Below are 23,452 nucleotides of genomic sequence, written 5' to 3' on the forward strand. Positions count from 1 at the left end.
CTTTCATCTCCTTTCTGTTGCGGTTCCTATCATACTTTCATCTTTTCAGCACCCTTTTTCCTGGTGCGGAGGGCGGATCCCAGATCCGGGCAGCGGGCTGAAAAAAGGTTGACACTTCCTTTTTTCCGAATGAATATAACTACTTTCTTTGGATTCATTGGGTCCTAAGAGTCGGTCATGCACTTTCTTGAAAGAGAAACCTCCTGCCTTCGACGATTGAAGAAGTTGCGCCGGAAAAAGGCGGAGGGTATGGCCTTGACCATGACCAACAAGTCATCCAAGGCTCCTGTTTGTGAGCATTGCACGTCGGATTTGTCCTTCCGTGAGGGCAAGGGGGAGGCTTTTTTTCAGTCGATTTTCGAGCATGCCAATGCTGGTATGAACACGATTACCATCGACGGAAGGTATGTCCAGATCAACCCTGCGTTCTGTCGCTACCTGGGCTACACAAGGGAAGAGCTGAGACATCTGACCGTCTACGATCTCACCCACTCTGAAGATCAGTCCGCGACGCGCACCCATTTTGCCCAGATCAAGGCGGGATTGCGGCAGGCCTTCGATTACGAAAAGCGGTTTCTGCGCAAGGACGGCAGCGTTGTCTGGGGCCATGTGACCAGCGCCTGGCTGTTCGATGAAGAGCATAATCCCCTTTATGGCATCGGCCTGGTCCAGGACATCACCGATCGGAAAAGGGCCGAGGCCGATCTGCTCCGGGCCTTGTCGGAAACGCGATTGGCAAAGGATAAAATCGACGGTATTCTGCGTTCCCTCGGTGAGGGGCTGATTGTCATCGATAACAGGCAGTGCATCGTTTTGATGAGTGCTTCGGCGGAGAAACTGCTGGGGGTTGCCTGCGAGCAGGTGGTCGGTCGGCCCCTCGATGCCCTGTTTTCCCGCCGGCCGCTCCCTCCCAGGCTGCATGAGGCGCTTGTGAAAGGGGAGAATGGCGACCAGTGCGAAATCGAACTGGAGGGATGCCCCGGCACCGGCCGACGCATCATTCAGGCACGTATTTCCTGGATTGCCGAAGGCGGGGCGAACACTTCCGGGCGGATCGCTGTATTGCAGGATGTTACAGCGGAGCGGGAAATAAGCCGTTTGAAAACGGAGTTCATCAATACGGCAGCACACGAATTGCGCACTCCGCTGACCTCGATTCAGGGATTTTCGGAAATTCTATTGATACAACCCGGTTTGAAGAGGGGTGAGCGGCGAAAAGTTTACCAGATCATCCATGAGCAGTCGGAAATCCTGGCGAAACTCGTTCATGATCTGCTCGATCTGTCGCATATCGAGACCGGCGCCGGTTTCAGATTGAAGAAAACCTCCTGCAGCCCCAGGGAACTGCTGGACCAGGCCATTCGTCATGTGCCCCGGGACAAGGGGCGGCACCGGATCGAAGTCCGTTTCCCCGCCGAATCTCTCGAGATTCATGCGGACCCTGGCAAGCTCCGTCAGGCCCTGGAAAACATTTTGTCCAATGCTGTTAAGTTCTCGCCTGAAGGCGGTATCATTCAGGTTGACGCATACCGGCGGGGAACAGACCTGCGCTTTGCGGTAACAGATGAGGGCATCGGAATGAACGAGGAACAGGTGGGAAAAATATTCGATAAGTTTTTCCGGGCCGACACCTCCAATTCGGCCGTGGGAGGGATCGGTCTCGGCATGAACATCGTGAAGGAGATTGTCGAGGCCCATGGTGGAAGGGTCTGGGTGAACAGTACGCCGGGATGCGGAACGACTGTCCACCTGAGTCTGCCGATCGGAATCCAATGTGTGACCGGAAGAGATTATGTCTTTGGTCCCGGTTGGGGAAATGGAGAGGTCGCGCCGTGAAAAAAATTCTGATCGTCGACGACCAGATGACTATTCGGCAACTGCTGGAGATCAGCCTGCGGGCGAAAGATCGGAAAATTTTTCTTGCCGCCAGCGGGGAAGAGGCTCTGGAGGTAGCCAGAAACAGGAAATTGGACCTGGTCATCATGGATCTGATGATGCCGGGAGGAATGGATGGTTTCGAGACTATCGAACGCCTGCGGAAGGATGTGGGCATCTCCGACTGTTCGGTTCTGATCCTGACCGCCAAGGATCAGGAGGCTGAAAGGAGGCGGGCCGAAGAGATGATGGTCGATGAGTTTCTGACTAAACCCTTCAAGCTGGAAGATCTCTACAGCCGGGTTGACCGTCTGCTGGATAGGAAAAACAGGTTTGAAATGCCCCATCAGGGAGTCTGATTGTTGTTCACCGCTATTATTGCCAAAGAAGGAGGAAAACATGAAAAAGGATATTTTGGAAAAAGGCGCTATCGTGCAGCGCGACAAGGAAACCTTTGCCGTTGCTCCGCATATTCCCGGTGGAGTGACCTCCCCGGATACGCTGCGTAAGATCGCCGACGTTGCCGAAAAATTCGGTGCGCAGGCCCTCAAAATCACCAGTGCCCAACGGATCGCCATTGTCGGTCTGGCCGAAGAAAAACTGGATCAGGTCTGGGAAGCTCTTGGGGAGAAACCTGGTGCGGCCATCGGCCTCTGCGTTCGTTCAGTCAAAATCTGCCCTGGCACCACCTTCTGCAAACGCGGTCAGCAGGATTCGGTGGGTGTCGGGATGGAACTGGACAGGAAGTATCATGGCATGGAACTGCCGTGGAAGTTCAAGATGGGCGTTTCCGGCTGCGCCAACGACTGTGCGGAAGTCTGCATCAAGGATGTCGGTCTGATCGGCACGCCGAAAGGCTGGAACGTCATGGTCGGCGGCAATGGCGGCGGGATGCCTCATCTGTCACAGAAGCTGGCGGAAAATATTCAGACCGACGAGGAGGCCCTGGCCATTCTGGAAAGGGTGGTCAACTGGTTCAAGGCCCAGGGTAAAAAGGGGAGAATGGGCAAGCTCCTCGAGGATGTCGGGCTGGATGCTTTCCGCAAAGAGATCATGAACGATTAAGGCACGAATTTCGGATCGGTCTCCGCAACCCGGGGACCGATCCGGATTGAACATCGTCAATCGAGAGTTCCGCGAACAAACCGGTAACCCCGGCCGCGAACCGTCAGGAAATGGACTGGCCGGGAGGGCTTTTTCTCGAAATACTTCCGCAATCGAACGACGAAATTATCCAGGGTACGCGTTTCCGTATCCGGCGCCATTCCCCACACCGATTTTAGCAGTTCCGCCCGGGACAATATTTCCCCTTCCCGTTCGAAAAATATCCGAAGCATTTTGGCCTCCAGATCGGTCAGGGATATCTCCTTGCCCTTGACGATGGCCCGGAGATCTTCCAGAAAAATCTTGTTCTCACCAAAAACATAGCCTTCAGCAGGCTTGGGACCGGATCGATACCAGTGGGATCTCTTGATGATCCCCTTGACCCGCAGAAGGAACTCGGCCAAGCTGAAGGGTTTGGTCAGATAATCGTCGGCGCCTTCGGACAGACCGGTGATTCTGTCCGTTTCCTTGTCCATGGCGGTCAGGATCAGTATGGGCAGGCGGGCATCGGCCTGCCGCATGCGGCGGCAGACTTCGATGCCGTCGATGGCCGGCAGCATGAGATCGAGGATCACCAGCAGGCAGCCCGACCAGGGCAGAAGATTCAGTGCCTCTTCACCGGTGGTGACATGCTGCACCCGAAAACCTTCCATCTCGAGATTGAACTTCAGCCCCTGGGCAATGTGGAGTTCATCCTCGACCAGCAGAATGTAGGGGTCCTTCATTCGCCGCTCTCCTCCGGTGAGTCCTGTTTCGGCAGCAGGATGTGGAAGGTTGAGCCCTTGCCGAGACCGGCGCTTTCCAGCCAGACCTTTCCCCGATGCCGCCAGACCACGGCCCGGACGATGAACAGCCCCAGACCGGAGCCGCGAATGTTCTCGTCCGATTTTCGCACACGGTAAAACATCCGGAAGATTTTCTTCCTGTCCCGTTCGGCGATGCCCCGTCCGCGGTCGGTAATGCTGAAATGACACCAGTTGCCCTCGGCCCTCAAGGTGACGGTGATCTCCGGTGGGGTGTCCGAATACAGGACCGCATTCTCCAGCAGATTGCGCAGGGCCATGGTCAGTGTCTCGCTGTCGATACGGGCATACAGACCGGACTCGATGTCGGTGGTCATGCGGCTGCCGGGGGGCAGACCAGGACGCTGGCGGGACAGAAAGGTCTCCACCAGAAGAGAGAAGTCTTCGGTTTTGAGATCCAGGCCAATTTTCTTCTGTTCCAGGCGGTGGGTGGTCAGCAGGTTGTCGACCATGTTCCGCAGACGGGCGGTGTCGGCCAGCATGGTATCGAAAAAGGCGTCCATCTGTTCCGGCGAAAGCTGGCGCATGCGGATGGTTTCGAGGTGAAGCTGCAAGGAGGCGAGGGGGGATTTGAACTCGTGGCTGATCTGGGACATAAAATTCCGCTGCTCCCGGGCCAGGGCGGATTGCCGCTTCCAGTAGACGAAAATGACGTAGACGCCCACCAGAATGGCTATCAGCAGAACCAGACCCTCGACCATCACCACCCAGTCGATGCGGTTCTGCAGCAGCTCCGGACTGTATTTTTCCGCCAGGGCTCTGAGTTTGCGATTGCTCTTCAGAAACCAGGAGATCCAATAGACCACGATGATGATCCAGGCCAACTGGATGCCGATAAAGGCCATGAGCGGGTTGAACAGGCGGCGAAAAATTCTTTTCATCCCGTCTGTTTACCACTGCCCGAACTCCGGAACAAGTGCAAAATCCTTTTTACAGAACTATTACATTTAAACGTTGAATCCCTGTGCTAGACTGCAAACACAAGATGGGCCGCTAAAGCCTGCGGCCGGTTCTTTTCTTTTTGACCCGGGTGAGTTCGGTGTCGCTGATCGCCCGGCAAGCATGCAGGAAGAAAATCGTGAAAAAGAATCTTACTATTGGTCGATATACCGCGCCCTTTCCGCTGTTGCTTGGCGGCATGGGGGTGCGAGTTTCCGCTGGCAGTCTGGCCGGCCATGTTGCCCGTTGCGGAGGATTCGGAACGGTTGCGGCTGCCGGAATCGGTGTCAACAGTCCCTATTTCAACGGACGCAACCTGTTCGAGGCTGATCGTCGGGCGCTCCAGGATGAAATCCGCAAGGCTCTGGCCATTGCCGAGGGGGGCTTCGTCGGAGTCAATTGCATGTTTGCCGTCAGCAATTACGACGACATGGTTGTCGCCGCCTGTGAAGCGGGCGCCCATTACATTGTCAGCGGTGCGGGTCTGCCCATGAGTCTTCCGGGACTGACCGAGAAATTCCCCCACGTGGCCCTGATCCCCATTGTCTCGTCGGTCCGCGCTGCGGAACTGATCGCCCGCAAGTGGTCGAAAGGGTACGGCCGCCTGCCCGATGCGGTGGTCGTGGAGGACCCGGGCACGGCTGGAGGGCATCTCGGGGAAAAACTGGAAAATATCGGCACCGGCCAGTATGACCAGTATGCCACCGTTCGGGAGATCAAGGCCCTGTTCCGGGAAGTCTGGAAGGTCGAAGTGCCGGTGATTGCTGCCGGGGGCATCTGGGATAGGCAGGATGTGGAACATGCTCTGGCCCAGGGTGCCGACGGGGTACAGATGGCCAGCCGCTTTGTCTGCACCGAGGAATGCGATGCCGATGAGGCTTTCAAACGGGCCTATCTGGAGTGCCGCCCCGAGGATATCGGTTTGATCATGAGCCCAGCCGGGCTGCCAGGGAGGGCTCTCAAAGGGAATATCGACCACATCCGCCGCAGCGACCTGGCCGAGGGATTGCGCTGCCCCAGCGGTTGCCTGAAAAAGTGCACCTATAAGGAAGAGCAGGAAAGGTTCTGTATCATCAAAGCCCTCGATCGAGCCCAGCGGGGGGATCTGGAAAACGGTTTGATTTTTTGCGGCACGAACGCCTGGAAGGCCGACCGCATCACAACGGTTCAGGCCATTTTCGAGGAGCTTTTTGACGTCAAGGTGGAAGAAATCCACCAGCGGATGGTGTCCAACGGCTGACAGACAATTGTGAGAATTGAAAAAAAGCAGGCGGATTCAACCCGAGTCCGCCTGTTTTGCATCCAGCCTCTCTACAACATTTCCTTGCGGCCGGCTCCATTCTAAACTTTGTAAAATCAATGGTTCCGGGGTAAACTCATACATCATGCTGCCCTTTAAAAAGGATTTTTGATGCCCCCGGAAAATGAACCGTTCCTGCCTAAGTGGATCGCCTGGGAAAGCACCCGCCGCTGCAATCTGCAATGCGTTCATTGCCGCTGTTCATCCGATCCGTCTGCTGCCTCCGGAGACTTTTCCACCGAAGAAGCTTTTCGATTGATCGACGATATCTGTCTGGTATCCCAGCCGGTCATGGTTCTCAGTGGCGGCGAGCCGCTGCTGCGGGAGGATATCTTCGACATTGCCCGTTACGGAACGGATCGCGGGCTGCGCATGTGCATGGCTACGAACGGTACCCTGGTGACCGATGATGTCTGCCGGCGCATGCAGGACAGCGGAATTCGCATCGTTTCCCTTTCCCTGGACGGATCCCGCGCCGAGATCCATGATGATTTCCGCCAGTGTCAGGGCGCCTTCGCCGCAACCGTTCGGGCGGCGGAAATACTGAAGCGCAACGGCCTGCGGTTTCTCATCAATTCCTCTTTCACCCGGCGCAATCAGGCGGAAATCGCCCCCACGTTCCGGCTGGCCAAGAAACTCGGCGCGGTGGCCTGGTATCTGTTCATGATCGTTCCCACTGGACGGGGGCGGGAGATCATGGACGAACTGATCTCCAAAGAGGATTACGAGGAGATCCTGGCCTGGCATTACCGCCAGGAACAACAGGAAACGGATATCCTCATGCGCCCCACCTGCGCGCCGCACTACTATCGGGTCGCTCCCCAGATGGCCAGGGCCGAAGGGGTGCCCTACCGGCGGCGCAGCCTGTCCTTCTCAACCGGTGGCGGAAAGGGGTGCCTGGCCGGACAGAGCATCTGCCTGATCGACGCTTTCGGCAACCTCAAGCCGTGCTCCTACTTTCACCGGACGGCCGGCAATGTCCGGGACACCTCGTTCCGGGATCTCTGGTTCAAGGCTCCCCTGCTGCAGGAGCTGCGTGATTTCGACAAGTACAAGGGGAAATGCGGCAGTTGCGAATACCTGCGGGTGTGCGGAGGTTGCCGGGCCCGCGCCGATGCGGTCTATGGTGATTACCTGGCCGAGGAGCCATTCTGCAGCTATTTGCCGATAGGATCGGCCAACACCGGACAGGACATCTAGATTAGGGCTTTTTGCTGTCGATGCAGGAGGATGTTTTTGACATGACCAGCGGTTACGACTTTCTCGAGGCCTGTCGGGGCTGTGCGGTATCCCGCACTCCCGTATGGCTGATGCGCCAGGCCGGGCGCTATCTTCCCGAATATCAGGCGGTTCGCCATCGCGTCGGATTCCTCGAACTCTGCAAGACCCCCCATCTGGCCGCCGAGGTGACCGTGCAGCCGGTGGATATTCTGGGCGTGGATGCAGCCATCCTGTTCTCGGATATTCTCATCCCTCTCGAGGCCATGGGTGTGGAACTGCGCTATGAACCTGCGCCGGTTTTCTCATCGCCGGTAAGGGACAAGACCGCGATCGAGGCCTTGAGGGTGCCGGTGGTCGAGGAAGAGGTACCCTTCGTGTACGAAACCATCCGTATTCTGCGTCGGGAACTGGCCGGTCGGGTGCCGCTCATCGGGTTTGGAGGTGCACCCTTTACCCTCGCCTGTTACCTGGTTGAAGGGCAAGGCAGCAGAAACTTCGCCGTTCTCAAGGGGATGATGTATCGGGCGCCGGACCTGTACGGCCGGCTGATGGACAAGATTACCGAAACCAGTCAACGTTACCTGACGGCCCAGGTCGAGGCCGGTGCCCAGGCCATCCAGATCTTCGATACCTGGGGAGGCATTTTGTCCCCTGCCGATTACCGGGATTTTGCGCTCCCCTACACCCGCCGCCTGATCGCCGCCCTCGAGCACAAAGGGGCACCGATCATCCATTTCGTCAAGGGGGGAGGGGCCATGCTGGACCTTGTCAAACAGGCGGGCGGGCAGGTGGTCGGTCTCGACTGGTGCGTCTCCCTGGACCGGGCTCGACGGGAACTGGGGCCGGAAGTGGCTGTGCAGGGCAACCTCGATCCCACCGTCCTGTTTGCTCCAGAGAAATATATCGAAAAGGAGGTACGGCGTATTCTCGAGGAGAACGGCGGGCGCCCTGGACATATCTTCAACCTCGGACACGGCATACTGCCGACGGTTGAACCGGAAAAGGCGGCCTTCCTGGTGGATTGCGTCCATCGGTTGAGCGCTGTCTCCTGAAGGCGGGGAGTTTGACGATGAGCGAGCCCTTCACGAACCGAAAGGTTCACGCCGGCCCCCTGCATTCAGACCGCAGGACCGCGGTGGTGCTGCTGAATATGGGCGGTCCCGACAGTCTGGAAGCGGTCGAGCCCTTTCTCTACAACCTCTTTTCCGATCGCAGGCTGATCGCTCTGCCGGGTGGTCCCTTTCTGCAGAAGCCTTTCGCCCGAATGATTTCCCGCCGGCGGGCTCGCAGCGCCAGAGAAAATTATCGGCATATCGGCGGCCGGTCGCCTCTTCTCGACTGGACGGAACGCCAGGCTCTCGGTTTGTCCCGGGTGCTGGATTCAACCTGGGGGATCTATGTCATCATGCGCTACTGGCAGCCGCGAGCTCAGGAAGTTTTGTGGCGGATGCGCAACGATCAGGTGGAGCAGGCCCTCGTCCTGCCCCTGTATCCCCAGTATGCCGAGGCGACCACGGGCAGCAGCATCGCCGATTTCCGTCAGGCCGCGGCAACCCTGTTTCCCGAACTGACCTATGCCGTTATCGATCACTGGTATGATTGGGCGCCGTACCTGGACGCCCTGGCCGCGAGGGTCGTTGAAGGGCTGGAGTCCTTTCCCCGGGACATGAGGGATGAGGTCCCCCTGCTGTTTTCCGCCCATTCACTGCCGCAGAGAGTCATCGACCGGGGTGATCCCTTTCTCGGCCAAACCCTGGCCACCGTCCGCGGGGTCATGCAGCGCATCGGCGACAGGCCCTGGCATGTCGGATTTCAAAGCCGCAGCGGCCCGGTCAAGTGGCTCCGGCCTTCTGTGGACGAAGTCATCAAAACCCTCGCCGCCAAAGGCCACAAAAGCCTGCTGATGGTTCCCCTCTCCTTCGTCAGCGATCATATCGAAACCCTTCACGAGATCGACGTCATCTACCGGCGGGCAGCCACAGAGCGGGGCATCGTGCATTTCGTCCGCAGTCCCTCCCTGAACGACCATCCCGATTTCCTGCAGGCTTTGGCGATGCTACTGCAACGGCGCTACAATGATCTGTGTGAACCAGACGACACGGCCTGACATGGGAGAGCGAAGTCCGTGTCCGCCATTGACAGTCCGTGTCGGTCTGTGGCTTTAGGTTATAGGCCCTGTTCTTTCAGTTTTTCAAGGAGCGTGCTCTGGTCATCGGTCAATTTGGCCGGGACATTGACTTCGATGACGGCATAGAGATCGCCGCTCTGGGTTTTTTTAGGTCCCGGAATGCCGAAGCCCTTGAGCCGGATTTTGCCGCCGCTCTGCATTCCTGCCGGCACCTTGATGCGCTTGCTCCCCTCGAGAGTGGGCACTTCCAGGGTGGTGCCGAGACAGGCGCCGCTGAAGGGGATACGCACCTTGACGAACAGGTCCCGATCCTCCCGGGTGAAGACCGGGTCCGGATCCACTTTGATCTCCAGAAACAGGTCTCCTGCAGGACCTCCAGTCGGGCTGCTGCCCCCCTTGCCGCTCACTCTCAGCTTCTGCCCTGATTCTATCCCCGGCGGAATGGCCACCTGGATCTGTTCGACACCCTGCTCACCCCGATAATCGATGCGCTTTTTGCCTCCCTGGGCCGCCAGGCGGAAAGGGATCGACAGGTGCATCACGTAATCCTGCCCTTTTACCGGACGGGGCTGGCCACCGCCCCCGAAAAAGGTCGTCCTTCCGCCCCGTACGCCGCCGCTGAAGACGCGGCTGAAGATATCGTCCGTCCCGAAGCCGAACTCCCGGAAAATGTCGCCGACATCGAAATTGCGGTAAATATCCTCCTGAGAAAAGCGCTGATGGAACCCCGCTTCCCCGAACTGGTCGTACTGGCGGCGCTTTTCAGGGTCGGAGAGGACCGCATAGGCTTCGGTGATCTCCTTGAACTTTTCCTCGGCTTTGGCGTCGCCCGGGTTTTTATCGGGATGGTGCTTCAGCGCCAGCTTTCGATAGGCTTTTTTGATGGCGTCCTGGTCGGCATCCTTGGCCACCCCCAGAACGGCATAATAATCCTTGGCCATGTTTTCTCCTGATTTCGTAAAAAGACTCTGACAATATAGTTAGCGCGATAGATGCCGTCAAGGGCTGGGGGGAGGAAGATTGCCAACCGGTCCAATAACTGCCATAATGGCGGGAATTTATCTTCCGGGCACGAGGTGAGACATGCGGGCAGTCATTATCGGAGCGGGTATTTCCGGTCTGGCGACAGCTTTTTTCCTGCGGCACATGGCCGACCGCAACGGCATCGATCTGCAGTTGACGGTGCTGGAAAAGGATTCCCGCACCGGGGGTAAGATTCACAGCATCAGGGACGCAGGTTATCTTTGCGAATGGGGTCCCAACGGGTTCCTCGACGGCAAACCGGCGACACTGGAGCTGTGTCGAGATCTGGAGATATCCGGGGCACTCCAGCGGTCCAACGACAACGCCCGCAGACGCTTCATCTATTCGCAGGAAGAACTCCATTGGGTTCCGGAAAATGCCGCCGCTTTCTGCCGCACAAGGCTGATTTCCTGGCCCGGCAAGCTGCGCATCGCCATGGAGACGCTGGTGCCCGCTGAGCGGGGCGGCGAGGATGAAACACTTGCAGATTTCTGTCGGCGGCGTTTGGGTCCTCAGGCTCTGGAAAAGTTGATCGGGCCGATGGTTTCCGGAATTTTTGCCGGGGATCCCGAAAGAATGAGCCTGAAGAGCTGTTTCCCACGGATACATCAGCTGGAAGTCGAGTATGGCGGCCTGATCCGGGCCATGCTCCGGCTGGCGGCCCGGCACCGCTGCGAGCGACGTGCGGGCAAGGCCGTGGCTGGCGCCGGCGGTCCGGCCGGCGTATTGACCTCCTTCGCCGGGGGGATTCAGGAGCTCACCGACCGGCTGGAAAAGGTTCTTGGCGGCGCGGTCGAGACTGGCACCGGCGTCACAGCCCTGCGTCCCCTCCGTGACGGCTTCGAACTCCAGCTCGACAACGGCTCGCAGCTGGAAGCACAATTGGTTGTTTGCGCGGTCCCGGCTTTCCACTTCGCGACAATGGTGGAAGGTTTCGACCGGGAGGCGGCCCATCTTCTGCGCGGCATCCCCTATGCGGCGCTTCAGGTGTGCTGTCTCGGGTTTCGGAGGGAAGACCTGAACCGGGACCTCAATGGGTTCGGCTACCTGGTGCCGCAGGTTGAAAAACTCGATGTTCTCGGCACGCTGTGGGATTCGAGCATTTTTCCCAACCGGGCGCCAGATGACAGGGTGCTGTTGCGGTCCATGCTTGGAGGGGCCACCCGCCCGGATGTGGGTGAGTGGGATGAAGAACAGGTCAGGGAAAGAACTCTCGCGGCCCTGGCTAAAACCATGAAGCTGCAGGCCGAACCGGAATTCGTGCGGGTTTTCCCCCATCGGGAAGCGATACCCCAATATGTGACCGGCCACGGCCGCCGGCTGCGGATGTTGCAGGAACGGACCGGCCGGTATCCCGGATTCTTTTTTACCGGCAATGCTTTCTACGGAATCGGCCTCAATGATTGTGTGGCCGCGGCCAACAGAGTGGCGGAGCAGGCTTTCGGGTTTGTCCGGAGGAGCAGCTAAACCCAATTGAAATCGGAATCGGGATCGGCTTTTTAATTTTCCATCGAAAGACACAGGGGACAATTCACCCATGGCAATGACCTGGTACCCCGGACACATGAAAACCGCTCGGCGGCAGATGGCCGAAGCGATGCCGAAGATCGATGCGGTGATCGAGGTTGTCGATGCCCGTCTTCCGGTTTCGAGCGGCAATCCTATTCTGGCCCAGATGCGCCAGAGAAAACCCTGCCTCATGGTTCTGAACAAGGCAGATCTGGCCGACCCTCTGGTGACCAAACGCTGGATTGCCCATTTTGAGCATCAGGGAAAAGAGGTGCGGGCCTTGGCGCTTAACGCCACCCGGGCCAAGGAGGTAACCCTGCTGCCCAAGCTATGCCGGAGTCTGGTGCCCCATCGCGGAATTCCCGGCAAACCTTTGCGGGTCATGGTGGTGGGCATTCCCAATGTGGGCAAATCGACCCTGATCAATACCCTTGCAGGGCGCAGAATAGCCAAAGTCGGCAATCAGCCGGCCATCACCCGCAGTGCCCAGCAGGTCGATCTGCGTAACGGGCTGTTGCTGTTCGATACGCCCGGCATCCTTTGGCCCGATCCCGGTGACGAACTTGCGGCTCTGCGGCTGGCGGCCAGCGGTGCCATCGGCAATGCCGCCATGGATTATCATGAGGTGGGCCGTTTCGCCGCCGCATATCTTTTGCGGCACTACCCCGACCTCTTGTGTGGTCGGTACAATCTTTCATTTTTACCCGCTGATGGGGAAGAGGTACTGACCGAGCTGGGGCGGAGGCGAGGTTGTCTTGAAAAGGGCGGCGAAGTGGACTACTATCGCGCCGCGGAAATTTTTCTGAGAGAACTGCAGAGCGGCAAAATCGGACGCATCAGCTTTGAAGCTCCCGATGAAATCCGGCTTGCTGGAGAAAAGGATTCATGAAATGACAGGTATCAGGGCTCTATATTGCGTTTGTTGGTTGATGGCGGGCGCTCTGCTGCTTCTGGGAAGTGGGGGATGTGACAGGAAGTCTGCCGAACCCGAGTTGAATACCCTCGGTGACCGGGTCGGGTACGGCATCGGTCTGCGTCTCGGGCAGGATTTTCGCGGTCGACAGCTGGATATCGATCCCGCTATCGTCCTGCGCGGGTTGCAGGATGGGCTGACGGACAGTAAGCCCCTTTTGTCCGATCAGGAGATTCAGGAGGCCCTCAATCAACTGCAGCAGGAGTTGAGCGAACGGCAGCGGCAAACCCGCGTGGATGAGGCTGAGCGAAACCTGCAGGAAGGGCGGGAGTTTCTAGTCCGAAAGGGGAAGGAGGCCGGTGTGGAAAAACTGCCGAGCGGGTTGCATTACCAGGTTCTGCGCCAGGGCGAGGGGGAAGGGCCCGGTCCTTCGGATCGGGTGAAGGTTCACTACCGCGGCCTTTTCACCGACGGCAGGGAATTCGACAGTTCCTATGCCCGCAACCAGCCCGTCACCTTTCCGGTGTCAGGAGTCATTCCCGGATGGCAGGAGGCCCTGTTGAATATGAAACAGGGCGGGCACTGGCGGATCTTTCTGCCCCCGGAACTGGCCTACGGCGAGCAGGGAGCCGGCTCGACCATCGGACCCAATGAGGTTTTGGTCTACGAAATCGAATTGCTCGAGATTGAAAGGTAGTGAGGCCCCCTCACACCTCACCCTCACGAATTTACAGCATTTTCACTTCTTCAACTCAATCCCGAAAGCCTTGATTTTGCGGTGAAGGTTGGAGCGCTCGATGTCGATGGCTTCCGCCGTTCGCGAAATGTTGCCGTTGAATTCCTCCAGCTTCTGCAGGATGAATTCCTTTTCGAATTCCTCCTTGGCTTCCTTGAAGGTCGCGGCTTCCAGTGCCGAACCCGGCCGGGAAACAGTTCTGACGGTTTCGGTTTCGAATTTAAAGGTTTCCGGCAGATTGGATGCCCTGATAACGTCCCCCGGGGTCATGATGACCAGCCGCTCCATAAGGTTTTTCAGCTCGCGGATATTGCCCGGCCAGCTGTATTCCATCAACATTTCCAGAGCCTCGGATTCGATTGTTTTGGCCGGGCGTCCCTCCTTGTGACAGAAATAGTTGAGAAAATGTCGTGCCAGAAGCGGAATGTCCAGTTTTCGCTCCCTTAACGGGGGGACGTGAAACGGCAGGACATTCAGGCGGTAGTAGAGATCCTGCCGGAAGTTGCCCTCCCTGATTTCCTGTTCCAGGTCCTTGTTGGTGGCGGCGATGACGCGCACATCGACCTCAATAGATCGGCTGCCGCCGACCCGTTCGAATTTCCTTTCCTGGAGAATGCGCAGGATTTTGGCCTGGGTCTTCAGGCTCATGTCGCCGATTTCGTCGAGAAACAGAGTTCCTTCGTGAGCCTGGTCGAACTTGCCCTTGCGCATGGTGGTCGCGCCGGTAAAGGCCCCCCTTTCATGGCCGAACAATTCCGACTCGATCAGCTCTTCGGGGATGGCCGCACAGTTGACTTCGACAAAGGGCTTGTCCCGGCGTTTCGACAGGTTGTGGGTTGCCCGCGCCACCAGTTCCTTGCCGGTGCCGTTTTCGCCGGTGATCAGCACCCATCCGGAAGTGGGGGCGGCGATGGAGATCTGTTCCTTGAGTTCGCGAATGGCCTGGCTGTTCCCGACCATTTCGTATTCCTTGGCGATCTTCGCCTTCAGCGACCGGTTTTCCTCGACCAGCTGCCCGACCTTCATGGCGTTTTCGATGGACAAAAGCACCTTTTCCAACGAAAGAGGTTTTTCGATAAAATCGTAGGCGCCCAGCTTGGTGGCTTTGACCGCGGTCTCAATGGTTCCATGGCCGCTCATCATGATCACCAGCTGTTCCGGCTGATCCTGGCGGATCCGCTGCAGGGTCTCCAGACCGTCGATGCCCGGCAGCCAGATATCCAGCAGAACCAAATCGGGACTTTCCTCCTTGAGCAGGGCCAATCCCTCTTCGCCGCTTTCGGCAAACAGGGTACGAAAGCCTTCGTCCTGCAGAATGCCCTTGAGGCTTTCGCGAATACTCTGCTCGTCGTCGATGACCAGGATGTTTTTCATATTCCTCCCAGGATTGTAATGCGATTGCCGCAGAATCAGGCCTGAATCGAATCCCTGGCAACAGGCAGTTCGACAATGAACCGGCTCCCTTTCGGTTCATTGTCCTTGACCCGGATGTAACCGTTGTGATCGGTGATGATGGTGGAAACGATCGCCAGCCCAAGTCCGGTGCCAGATTTCTTGGTGGAAAAATAGGGCTCGAAAAGACGCGGCTTGTCCTCCGGCGGGATGCCGCAGCCGTCATCCGCCACAGTAAAGGAAACAATCTGCAGCGTGGGATTGAAATGGGATTCGATGGTAACGTTGCCCTTTTCTCCCACGGCGCTGACGGCATTGTCCAGCATGTTGATCACCGCCCGCTTGATCTGGTCATGATCCAGTTGCAGGATCGGGACACCCGGATCCGGCCGGAAGATGAATTGGATTTCCTTGTGTCCTTCCTGGTAAAGAACCAGGGCCTCGGCGATGATGTCGTTGAGGCGGTTCGGTGTCGGGTTAACCGCAGGCATTTTGGCGAAATTGGAAAACTCGTTGACCAGGTTCTTCAGTTCATCGACCTGTTTGATGATCATATTGGTGCACTCGTCGAACACCGAGTCGTCTTCCTCAAACCGGTCCAGATATCGGCGGCGCAGACGCTGGGCCGACAGCTGAATCGGGGTGAGGGGGTTCTTGATCTCGTGGGCAATGCGGCGTGCCACCTCCCGCCAGGCGGCCATCCGCTGTGCCCGGATCAGATGGGTCAGGTCGTCGAAGACAACAACAGTCCCCATGAACTCGCCCCCTTCATCCTTCAGGGTGGTCAGGTTGACCAGCAGGGTCAGTTTCTGATCGTCGAGGGAGAGGGTCACCTGCTTGCGGATCGAGTCTTTGCCGGAGCTGTTCTGCAGCTTGATCAGATCCTTGACGATAGGCAGGTGCTCCGGTTTGAGGACTTCGCGGAAGTTCTTCCCCAGGACCTTGGTGGTCTGAATCCGCAGCAGCTTTTCGGCCGATTTGTTGATCGTGGTGAGGCGTCCCTGGCGGTCGACGGAGATGACTCCGGCGGTGACGTTTTTCAGCACGATCTCCATATAGCGGCGCCGCTGATCAAGTTCCAGGTTGGAGGCATGGAGGTCGCGATTGGCCCGGCGGATGTTCTGTTGACCCTTGCGCAGATCGGAGGTCATCTTGTTGAAGGCTTCCACCAGCAAGGCGATTTCATCATCGGTTTTGACGTCTATGTGAACATCGAGATCGCCTCCGGCCACCCGATTGGTCGCCAGGGCCAGCTCCTGAATGGGAACGGTGATGCCGCGAGCCAGGTGAAACCCGAACCAGGTGGCCAGGAAGATGATGACCAGCGCCGTCAGCAGCAGGACCAGCAGGTAGCCCTTCTGGATCTTGTTTTTCAGCAGCTTGGTTTCCTTGTACTGTTCGAAGGAGTTGGAAATCTCTTTCATCTTGTTCACCAGGGAATAGGGCACGTGATAGTTGACAACCACCACTCCCACCACATCGTCGGGGTTCCAGTTGGAAAAGACCGGTACGACGCCGCGGATCAGGTCGGCCTTGCCGACGGGAGTGACCTGGGTGAAGCGGTTGCCGCGCAGCGCTTCGCGAATGGTATCGGAACCGGGATCGGTGAATTCCGCGGCGGGCACCTGGGGATTCGAGGCCCGGACCAGTTCTTCGAGGGTGGCTGAGAACACCTCGACCACACCCAGGTTATATTCCTGCTGCTTTTGATGGATCAAATCCTGCAATGACGGCAGGTTCCGTTCGTTGAGCAGTTTCTGCTCCTTGATGATGCGGGCCAGCTGGTCGCCGTAGTACAGGGCATTGGTGGCCGAGTTCTGGTAGTAGGTCTGGGCGACCGCCAGCGATTCCTCCAGGGAGGTTTCAATCTCTTCGTTGAACCAGTTTTCGATGGAATTCGAAATGATACCGGCCGAAACGAAGAACAGCAGCATGGTGGGAACCAGGGAAAGGGCGACGAAGGCGATGACCAGCTTGCTGCGCAGGCGCGCTCCGGGAACATCGCGGCGTTTTTCCACCAGCAGCTTGAAGATATTGCGGAAGACCAGAAACAGAATCAGCAGGATCAACAGGATGTTGAGATTGATCAGCGCCAGGACCAGAATGTTTTTCGACAGCGGCAGATCGGAAGTGACCTCGAACAGGCCGGACTCCAATCGGGTCAGGACGATGACCAGGACGGTGACCAGGATGACGATCATCCATTCCCGACGTCGCTTGCGCAATTCATGTCGTTTTTTTTCAGAAGCTTCCGATGGTGTCGTGGTCATGGCAAACCTGTGAAATTGAAAATGTGCAATTCTAGGCCAAAAAAGGGGACAAATGCAAGCCGGTGAGGGTGTTGGCCAGGGGCCGGGCGAAATAAAAAAAGCAGCCCGAAGGCTGCTTTTAATTTCAAAAGGAAAAATCGCTGTTTCAGAAAGCCAGATCCGCCGCAAAAGCCCGCCGCCGTTGAGCTGCGATGGCGTGAGGCTGATGGCTGGGCCTGCCGAATTCCACCAGTTCCCAGGAGTCGGGGGAAGCCAGAATCTGCTCCACGGTCCGATGGTTGATGTCGTGGCCGGCCTTGAAGGCTTTGATGTGTCCCAGAATCGGATAGCCGATCAGGCTGAAGTCGCCGATGGCATCGAGAATCTTGTGACGTACGAACTCGTCGGTGAATCGCAGTCCTTCGGGGTTGAGGATCTGATCCTTGCCGATGACTACCGCATTTTCCAAGGATCCCCCGCGAGCCAGTCCGTTGGCCTTGAGGTATTCCACCTCGTGCAGGAAGCCGAAGGTTCTGGCAGGAGCGAGGTCTCTCTCGAACAGCGTATCGGACACCTTCACCGAGCGATGCTGCAGTCCGATGCAGGGGTGGTCGAAGGCAATGTCGAAAGAGATGCGGAAGAACCGGGAGGGGATCACGCTGACCCGTTTTTCGCCGTCGATGACGCTGATCGGCTTGCGGATTGCCAGGTACTTCCGGTTGGCCGGCAGTTGGCGCAGGCCCGCTTCCTGCAGAAGTACGACAAAGGGTGCCGCGCTCCCATCCAGGATCGGCACTTCCGGCCCATCGATGTCGATGTGCAGGTTGTCGATGCCGCAGGCTGCGAGAGCCGCCATCAGATGTTCGATCGTGGAAACCGACAGCCCTCCCTTGCCGATGACCGTTGCCATGCGTGTGTCGACCACGTTGGCCGCAACAGCTTCGATGGAAACAGAACGATCCCCCTCGCGGCGATGGAAAACGACGCCGGTTCCGGCATTTGCAGGGCGCAGATGCATATTGATCTGGCGTCCGCTGTGGAGACCAATGCCGGAGATCTTGACGGGATGCTGCAGGGTCTGTTGGTAAATCATGATGAAAAAAAATCCTCTCTTGGAATCGGGCAAAACTTTTTTAAATACTACACCATCCTCTATGCAAAGTGTTTGCCAAAATATTAAACGATCTAACCTGTTGAATTTAAATAAGAAATAAAAGAGAGGAGGAATGGGAGTTCGTGGTCTTGATTACACAGTCTGCAAGGTATTGTGGTGTCTGCAACACAATGGCGGGGTGAGCTGGTTTTTGAGCTAAAGGCGTCCTGATCGGAGGATGCCAATAGCGAGCCAGAGGCCCAGTACCGCCGCTATGGAATAGCCGAGCAGGCCAAGGGCCGGGAAGCCGAACAGCAAAGGCCCCTTGTCTGTTTGCATGACGATGGATGAGCCGACGATCAGGGCGGCGATGAGCATGCTGAAAGACAGCCGGTTGCTGGACCGGTCGAGATCGGTGATCAGTTTTTCCAGTCCGCGATGCTCCAGATCGATCTTAATTTTGTTGCGGTTGATCCGGTTGATGAATTCCTTCAGGTCCCGCGGCAGGTATTTAATCAGCGAGGCGTAGGTTTTAAGCAGTTTTGCCCCTTCCCGGGAGAAATTTGCAGGGCTGGTTTTTTCCGCAATCAGGCGGGCCATGAAGGGTTTGAGGTGACCCACCATGTTGAAATCCGGATCGAGACGACGACCGATTCCTTCGATGGTGATCAGAGCCTTGGCCAGCAGCAGCAGGTCGGGGGAGAAGGGGATGCGGAACTCCACCAGGATTTCGACCAGTTCGGTCAGCAGTTTGCCGGCGTTGATCTCATGCAGGGGGATTTCGTAGTAGTCGTCGATGAAATTGCTCAGAGCCATCCTCAATTCCGGCAGACGGATCTCCTCGATCAGTTCGCCGGAATAAACCAGCTCGGAAATCATGCCGTCCACGTCCCGATCTACGATGGCGGACAGCAGTTCGACAACGCGCAGTTTGAGTTCACGGTCCAGACGTCCGACCATCCCGTAATCGAGAAAACAGACGGTATTGTTGGGAAGCACGAAGATGTTTCCCGGGTGGGGGTCGCCATGGAAAAAGCCGTGAACCAGAACCTGCTGCAGAACGGCGTTGGCGCCGTTGCGGGCGATGATCTTCAGATCGTTGCCGGCGGCTTTCAGCCGCTCCAGCTCAGAGACCTTGATCCCGTCGATATATTCCATTGTCAAAACGGTTTCACCGGTCAGGGAATGGAAGATTCGCGGGACATAGACCGTAGGGTCCTGTTTGAAATTTTCCCGGAAACGGTCGATGGTATGACCCTCGCGGGAAAAACTCATTTCCCGGATAATGGTGCGGCGAAATTCGCGAACCAGGCCCGTCGGATTCAAGAATTCACCGCTGGGGAGATGACGCTCCACCAGGCGAGCAAGGTTCATCAGAATATCGATGTCGGTCCTGATGACCTGCTGGATACCCGGGCGGCGAACCTTGACCACCACAAGCTCCCCGGAATGCAATCTGGCTTGATGAACCTGAGCGATACTGGCTGCGGCCAACGGCTTGGGAAAAAATTCGGCAAACAGGGTCTGGACCGGTTGGCCGAGCTCCTTTTCGATCTGCCCCATGATCGCTTCCAGACTCACCGGCGGGACAGTGTCCTGCAGTTTGCTGAGCTCCTGAACAAAGTCTGCCGGCATAATATCCGGACGGGTCGACAATACCTGGCCCAGTTTGACGAAGGTGGGGCCGAGCTCCTCCATGGCCAGACGCAGGCGAACCGGTCCGCCCAGCCGGGCAATGTTGCGCATGGCAACCCGTGGAGTGGCCCGCCGGAGGTACTGGTGTATATTGAGCTGCTCGACGATGTGACCGAAGCCGTATTTGATGAGAACGCCGAGAACCTGTCTGTAACGGCGCAAGGAACGGATGTTGCGGGTCACCCGCGAAAATGTCAGCATAAGATCACGGCGAACCGGCACGCTGGTTCAGTGGACTGCGTCCGGTCGGGCTGGAATTTTTTGGTGGCATGGAAGGGCTGTTCAGACCTTGTCCTGGAGACGGCTTTCCAGCACTTGAACTCTCTTCTCAAGGGATTCGAATTCTTCCCTTGATATCAAACCCATTTTGCAGCTCATGCGCTGAACCTCTTTCTGAGCCGCTTCTTCAAGTTTCTGCTGCTGATTGCGGGCTGCTTCCCGCAGAGAAGACAAGAGCTCCTGTCCCTTCTCCTCCCGCAGATTCATCCGGCTCTTCAGATCCTGGATGAGTTCTTCGACTTTTTTCTGACTCAGAGCCAGGGTTCCGATGCCGGCAAGGAGGGTTTTCTCGATGATGTCCGCCATGGCGTTCTCCTGTTTCAACAGGTTGATTGATGGCCTGAAACGACAAGCGACCAGGCCGAAGGTTGATGGAGGCGCAAAAACTTGCCCACTGCTGCTTTCTGCTTGGTCATTCACATTTTTCTGTATTGCGAAAGCGTCAAGGTTGAAAGGATTTCAGGTACTTCTAATACTATCACAGCGAGAGGGGCCTGCAAACCTTCTCCTTATTACCCCCGATGTTCAGCGGCGAAAAAGCCAGATGATCAGGGAGATGATCGCTGAAAGTAGAAGACAGGTGGCCAGGGGGAAATAGAAGGTAACGCGCTCCGATTCAATGCGGATATCGCCCGGCAACCGTCCCAGAAAGGGGATTTTTCCGCCGAAGTGGATCAGCAGGCCGAGTCCGGCCAAAAGCAGACCGGTGATGAACAGGATTTTTCCGAAGGTCATGGCTTGAGTTTTTTTGCGTTCGGGGCCGCTATCCTTACCGGGATCGATATGAACTATATCTTATCATTCGGGGAGGTGGCCAGAAAAACTAAATTTCCTCTGCTATCAGCGACCATGGGGGCAGATTGCGTTCCCTCCAAAGGCTATCCGCAAGGTGATCGGCGCCTTTCGGATCATCATTCAGACGATGAATTTCCCTCAGCAGATTCTGGCGAAGCTTTCCCAGGTCGGCCTGATAACGTTCGAGTATCGCGGCAAGGATCTGGCGGTCTTCGGGCAGACTCAGCCGCATCGGGCCGGAAGCGGTTGCCGAGGACAACAGGAGGGCTCGGGCCAATTCCGCTCCTTCAATCCGCAGCAGATTGCCTGACGCATCCCTAAGTTCGAAAGTCTCGAAGAACTGGCCCGCGCAAACGAGCGGGGCCTCGAACGAATACTCCTGCAGTCGGGGACGATAATAATCGAACAGGTAATGATCGGGAAAAACCGGCACGCCGTCGATGAATACATGGTCACCGATCTGTCTGGCCAGTTCGGTGCCATCCTCTTCCCGGGATCGGGGTGGCGACGAAAGTTGAGGCGCAACCACAACTGGAGGGAGAGGTTCTGTTCCCAGCCAGGAGGCCAGGACCCGGTCGATTTCACGGGTTGAAGGGGGCGGCCCATCCTCTCGCGGGAAGTGACGCTGCAGGACGGCCAGACCTGCAGGCTCGGGAACAGGCAGTCCGAAATTGACCATTTCCAGACGCAAGGATTTGCGTCCGGGCAGCCTGCGGCCATTGCTGACCACCTTCCAGAGATAATGCCCGAGACTGCTGTGCAGAAAGAGGGAAAACTGTTTTTCATGCTGTGAACTCCAGCTATCCTCTTGGGGATAAACAAGGCGGCCGGTGTCCAGAAGGGCTTGCAGATTCTCAGGCAGGTGCAGCGAAAGCCTCAGTATGGACGGATGGGCCCGCCGAAGCTTCTGCCAGTTGACACGCCGTTCGGAACCATCAGCCAAGCGGAAGCGGGTGACATGATCCGGCAGAATTGATTTGAAAAGCCTCACAAGCAGCAGGTTTTCCGGTTCCGGTTCGATCCGGTCGAGGGTGAACTGTTCCTGGATCAATTGGAACAGCGGGCGGCCGAAATCGGCGGCGGGCCAGTCGTTCGGGAGACGCAATTCAATGACCGCTCCCTCGGCGGCCATCCCCAAAAGATGGAGAAACTGCCAGGCCCATTCGGGACTTCTGTCAGGAAGTCGAAAGCGACGGGTAGGCCAGGAGGTGCGGAGCATCGCCAGATGGTTGCGGCGGCAATCAGCATCCGGATAACGACCGTTGCCCAGGGTGCCGCTGACCATGCCAGGGGCGGATGAAAAGGGAAGTTGCCACAGATCCCAGGCCTGCTCGGCCGCCGGGGACTTCAAAAGATGCCGCAGCAGGGCGGTCATGGCCAGAACGGAGCGGGGCGCGACTTCCAGAATCGGTCCCGCATACGCGTAGCAACGGTCCGGATTCAGCAGCAGGAACTGGCCGGTTTTTTCGGCCGGCGGGAAGGGCAGGGGAAAGCCGCCGAGGTGCCGGCTTTCGTTTTGGAGCAGCAGGCTGAGGGCCTCGCTGTGGCGATCGGGATCGGTGGCTGCCTGCAGCTGGGTCAGGCGCCGGTAGAGGAGATGAAAGCGGACAGCTGCCTCTTCAGGCAAGGCAATTTCATGTTCTTCCTCCTGCAGTGCAAGGCGCAGAGGGTCCGGCAGGGTCCTGGCAAACGCGCGCAGCACGGAATCGAGCTCCCGGGGTGCGATTGATGTTGGCGGATTTTCCAGGATCAGGCTCAGGAGGCGAACCAGTGTCAGAAAATTTTTACTGTCGGCAAGGTCATCGGCCGAAACGTCATATCGTGTAAATTTCCGATCGATGCGTGACATCCGGCAGGTGTCGACCAGCAAAGACCGCACTCCCGACAGGGTGAAGCGGTACAGGTTGGCGAAATAACTGGACGAGAGTTGCGGGGGCGGGACAGCACCCACCACGGCCATGATTTTGGCCTCATCCATCAACTTCTGCAGCGCTTCCTGAAAACCCTCGACGGAAGGAACGTTGTCCAGTTCGAACTGTTTCCGGGCAACCGGCTGGTCCTGTCGGGCATCCCAGAAGGTGATTTTCCTTGCAGTCCAGGTGATGAAATAAGCGAGGCCGAGGGCCTGGGAGCAGCATTGTCCCAGGTGCAGTGCAGGGGGATCGTTGCTGTCGGGAAAGAGCACCACAGCTCCGGCCATGAAACTGTCCCGGTTGATCCAGAACACCAGAGGGGGATTTTGACAGCCGCAGGGTGTGAGCAGCGACGGAAAGGTCTCGATTCTGCGCAGTGGGGATCTGCCATGAGCGATCAGGCTTTCTCCCCAATGCGCCAGCTGTTCAGCCAGTTGCCGGATGGTTTTCGAGGTTGTGGGTCGGGTGGAAAAAGCAGACATGAC

General features: G+C 57.4%; 20 protein-coding genes. 10 read left to right on the plus strand and 10 right to left on the minus strand.

From position 1 onward, the window contains the following. Positions 1–177: 177 nt before the first annotated feature. From R2940_01835 to R2940_01845, 3 genes are read left to right on the plus strand one after another with little or no spacing between them, the layout of a single operon-like run. Positions 178–1,836: a PAS domain S-box protein gene (locus tag R2940_01835; protein ID MEZ4598510.1), complete on the plus strand. Its 1,659-nt coding sequence runs from the start codon at positions 178–180 to the stop codon at positions 1,834–1,836. Then, positions 1,833–2,234, plus strand: a complete 402-nt coding sequence (locus tag R2940_01840; GenBank protein ID MEZ4598511.1) for a response regulator — start codon at positions 1,833–1,835, stop codon at positions 2,232–2,234. Before R2940_01835 ends, R2940_01840 begins: the two co-directional genes overlap by 4 nt. A 40-nt stretch (positions 2,235–2,274) precedes the next feature. Beyond that, positions 2,275–2,940, plus strand: a complete 666-nt coding sequence (locus tag R2940_01845) for an NAD(P)/FAD-dependent oxidoreductase (GenBank protein MEZ4598512.1) — start codon at positions 2,275–2,277, stop codon at positions 2,938–2,940. A gap of 56 nt (positions 2,941–2,996) precedes the next feature. Here R2940_01845 and R2940_01850 read toward each other — a convergent pair whose 3' ends face one another. Then, on the minus strand, positions 2,997–3,704 hold the full coding sequence (locus tag R2940_01850) for a response regulator transcription factor (GenBank protein ID MEZ4598513.1): 708 nt from the start codon (positions 3,702–3,704) through the stop codon (positions 2,997–2,999). After that, complete coding sequence (locus tag R2940_01855) at positions 3,701–4,663, minus strand: HAMP domain-containing sensor histidine kinase (protein MEZ4598514.1); 963 nt, start codon at positions 4,661–4,663, stop codon at positions 3,701–3,703. The genes R2940_01850 and R2940_01855 overlap by 4 nt, the downstream gene beginning before the upstream one ends. Before the next feature lie 197 nt (positions 4,664–4,860). Here R2940_01855 and R2940_01860 point away from each other — a divergent pair, with 197 nt between their 5' ends. The 4 genes from R2940_01860 (at position 4,861) to hemH (ending at position 9,349) form a co-directional block, all read left to right on the plus strand. Further along, positions 4,861–5,961 (plus strand): nitronate monooxygenase family protein, encoded by a 1,101-nt coding sequence (locus R2940_01860; GenBank protein ID MEZ4598515.1) that lies wholly within the window; start codon positions 4,861–4,863, stop codon positions 5,959–5,961. A gap of 171 nt (positions 5,962–6,132) precedes the next feature. Further along, positions 6,133–7,221, plus strand: a complete 1,089-nt coding sequence (locus R2940_01865; protein ID MEZ4598516.1) for a radical SAM protein — start codon at positions 6,133–6,135, stop codon at positions 7,219–7,221. 41 nt (positions 7,222–7,262) lie between these two features. Then, positions 7,263–8,294: a uroporphyrinogen decarboxylase gene (gene hemE, locus R2940_01870; protein MEZ4598517.1), complete on the plus strand. Its 1,032-nt coding sequence runs from the start codon at positions 7,263–7,265 to the stop codon at positions 8,292–8,294. 17 nt (positions 8,295–8,311) lie between these two features. After that, the gene (gene hemH / locus R2940_01875) at positions 8,312–9,349 is read left to right on the plus strand and encodes a ferrochelatase (GenBank protein MEZ4598518.1); all 1,038 of its coding nucleotides are present in this window, start codon (positions 8,312–8,314) and stop codon (positions 9,347–9,349) included. A gap of 59 nt (positions 9,350–9,408) precedes the next feature. Here hemH and R2940_01880 read toward each other — a convergent pair whose 3' ends face one another. Next, entirely contained in the window at positions 9,409–10,311 is a 903-nt protein-coding gene (locus R2940_01880; protein ID MEZ4598519.1) for a DnaJ C-terminal domain-containing protein, read from the minus strand. Between the two features lie 142 nt (positions 10,312–10,453). Here R2940_01880 and hemG point away from each other — a divergent pair, with 142 nt between their 5' ends. From hemG to R2940_01895, 3 genes are all read left to right on the plus strand, one after another. Next, a complete protein-coding gene (gene hemG / locus R2940_01885; GenBank protein MEZ4598520.1) occupies positions 10,454–11,860 on the plus strand; it encodes a protoporphyrinogen oxidase in 1,407 nt (468 codons plus the stop codon). Between the two features lie 70 nt (positions 11,861–11,930). Next, complete coding sequence (gene ylqF / locus R2940_01890; GenBank protein ID MEZ4598521.1) at positions 11,931–12,791, plus strand: ribosome biogenesis GTPase YlqF; 861 nt, start codon at positions 11,931–11,933, stop codon at positions 12,789–12,791. Between the two features lies 1 nt (position 12,792). After that, complete coding sequence (locus R2940_01895; GenBank protein MEZ4598522.1) at positions 12,793–13,512, plus strand: FKBP-type peptidyl-prolyl cis-trans isomerase; 720 nt, start codon at positions 12,793–12,795, stop codon at positions 13,510–13,512. Between the two features lie 42 nt (positions 13,513–13,554). Here R2940_01895 and R2940_01900 read toward each other — a convergent pair whose 3' ends face one another. From R2940_01900 to R2940_01930, 7 genes are all read right to left on the minus strand, one after another. Next, positions 13,555–14,925, minus strand: coding sequence for a sigma-54 dependent transcriptional regulator (locus R2940_01900; GenBank protein ID MEZ4598523.1), 1,371 nt, complete (start codon positions 14,923–14,925; stop codon positions 13,555–13,557). Between the two features lie 35 nt (positions 14,926–14,960). Then, positions 14,961–17,213 (minus strand): ATP-binding protein, encoded by a 2,253-nt coding sequence (locus R2940_01905; GenBank protein ID MEZ4598524.1) that lies wholly within the window; start codon positions 17,211–17,213, stop codon positions 14,961–14,963. 145 nt (positions 17,214–17,358) lie between these two features. Beyond that, positions 17,359–18,285: a UDP-3-O-acyl-N-acetylglucosamine deacetylase gene (gene lpxC / locus R2940_01910; protein MEZ4598525.1), complete on the minus strand. Its 927-nt coding sequence runs from the start codon at positions 18,283–18,285 to the stop codon at positions 17,359–17,361. Between the two features lie 216 nt (positions 18,286–18,501). Further along, the gene (locus R2940_01915; protein ID MEZ4598526.1) at positions 18,502–20,181 is read right to left on the minus strand and encodes an AarF/UbiB family protein; all 1,680 of its coding nucleotides are present in this window, start codon (positions 20,179–20,181) and stop codon (positions 18,502–18,504) included. 81 nt (positions 20,182–20,262) lie between these two features. Beyond that, complete coding sequence (locus R2940_01920) at positions 20,263–20,565, minus strand: phasin superfamily protein (protein MEZ4598527.1); 303 nt, start codon at positions 20,563–20,565, stop codon at positions 20,263–20,265. 219 nt (positions 20,566–20,784) lie between these two features. Next, positions 20,785–20,994 carry a DUF2905 domain-containing protein gene (locus tag R2940_01925; protein ID MEZ4598528.1) on the minus strand — a complete coding sequence of 70 codons (210 nt, stop codon included), beginning with the start codon at positions 20,992–20,994 and terminating at the stop codon, positions 20,785–20,787. A gap of 88 nt (positions 20,995–21,082) precedes the next feature. Continuing rightward, positions 21,083–23,449 (minus strand): hypothetical protein, encoded by a 2,367-nt coding sequence (locus R2940_01930; protein MEZ4598529.1) that lies wholly within the window; start codon positions 23,447–23,449, stop codon positions 21,083–21,085. Between the last annotated feature and the right edge of the window lie 3 nt (positions 23,450–23,452).

Source organism: Syntrophotaleaceae bacterium (assembly GCA_041390365.1).
Taxonomy (GTDB): domain Bacteria; phylum Desulfobacterota; class Desulfuromonadia; order Desulfuromonadales; family Syntrophotaleaceae; genus JAWKQB01.

What these genes read in the sequence shown, in the direction of transcription:
- R2940_01925 (MEZ4598528.1), bottom strand. Translation starts at nt 20,994, where the DNA reads ATGACCTTCGGAAAAATCCTGTTCATCACCGGTCTGCTTTTGGCCGGA.
- R2940_01880 (MEZ4598519.1), bottom strand. Translation starts at nt 10,311, where the DNA reads ATGGCCAAGGATTATTATGCCGTTCTGGGGGTGGCCAAGGATGCCGAC.
- R2940_01930 (MEZ4598529.1), bottom strand. Translation starts at nt 23,449, where the DNA reads ATGTCTGCTTTTTCCACCCGACCCACAACCTCGAAAACCATCCGGCAA.
- ylqF (MEZ4598521.1), top strand. Translation starts at nt 11,931, where the DNA reads ATGGCAATGACCTGGTACCCCGGACACATGAAAACCGCTCGGCGGCAG.
- lpxC (MEZ4598525.1), bottom strand. Translation starts at nt 18,285, where the DNA reads ATGATTTACCAACAGACCCTGCAGCATCCCGTCAAGATCTCCGGCATT.
- R2940_01905 (MEZ4598524.1), bottom strand. Translation starts at nt 17,213, where the DNA reads ATGACCACGACACCATCGGAAGCTTCTGAAAAAAAACGACATGAATTG.
- R2940_01835 (MEZ4598510.1), top strand. Translation starts at nt 178, where the DNA reads ATGCACTTTCTTGAAAGAGAAACCTCCTGCCTTCGACGATTGAAGAAG.
- R2940_01895 (MEZ4598522.1), top strand. Translation starts at nt 12,793, where the DNA reads ATGACAGGTATCAGGGCTCTATATTGCGTTTGTTGGTTGATGGCGGGC.
- R2940_01900 (MEZ4598523.1), bottom strand. Translation starts at nt 14,925, where the DNA reads ATGAAAAACATCCTGGTCATCGACGACGAGCAGAGTATTCGCGAAAGC.
- hemG (MEZ4598520.1), top strand. Translation starts at nt 10,454, where the DNA reads ATGCGGGCAGTCATTATCGGAGCGGGTATTTCCGGTCTGGCGACAGCT.
- R2940_01845 (MEZ4598512.1), top strand. Translation starts at nt 2,275, where the DNA reads ATGAAAAAGGATATTTTGGAAAAAGGCGCTATCGTGCAGCGCGACAAG.
- R2940_01855 (MEZ4598514.1), bottom strand. Translation starts at nt 4,663, where the DNA reads ATGAAAAGAATTTTTCGCCGCCTGTTCAACCCGCTCATGGCCTTTATC.
- R2940_01865 (MEZ4598516.1), top strand. Translation starts at nt 6,133, where the DNA reads ATGCCCCCGGAAAATGAACCGTTCCTGCCTAAGTGGATCGCCTGGGAA.
- R2940_01850 (MEZ4598513.1), bottom strand. Translation starts at nt 3,704, where the DNA reads ATGAAGGACCCCTACATTCTGCTGGTCGAGGATGAACTCCACATTGCC.
- hemE (MEZ4598517.1), top strand. Translation starts at nt 7,263, where the DNA reads ATGACCAGCGGTTACGACTTTCTCGAGGCCTGTCGGGGCTGTGCGGTA.
- R2940_01920 (MEZ4598527.1), bottom strand. Translation starts at nt 20,565, where the DNA reads ATGGCGGACATCATCGAGAAAACCCTCCTTGCCGGCATCGGAACCCTG.
- R2940_01915 (MEZ4598526.1), bottom strand. Translation starts at nt 20,181, where the DNA reads ATGCTGACATTTTCGCGGGTGACCCGCAACATCCGTTCCTTGCGCCGT.
- hemH (MEZ4598518.1), top strand. Translation starts at nt 8,312, where the DNA reads ATGAGCGAGCCCTTCACGAACCGAAAGGTTCACGCCGGCCCCCTGCAT.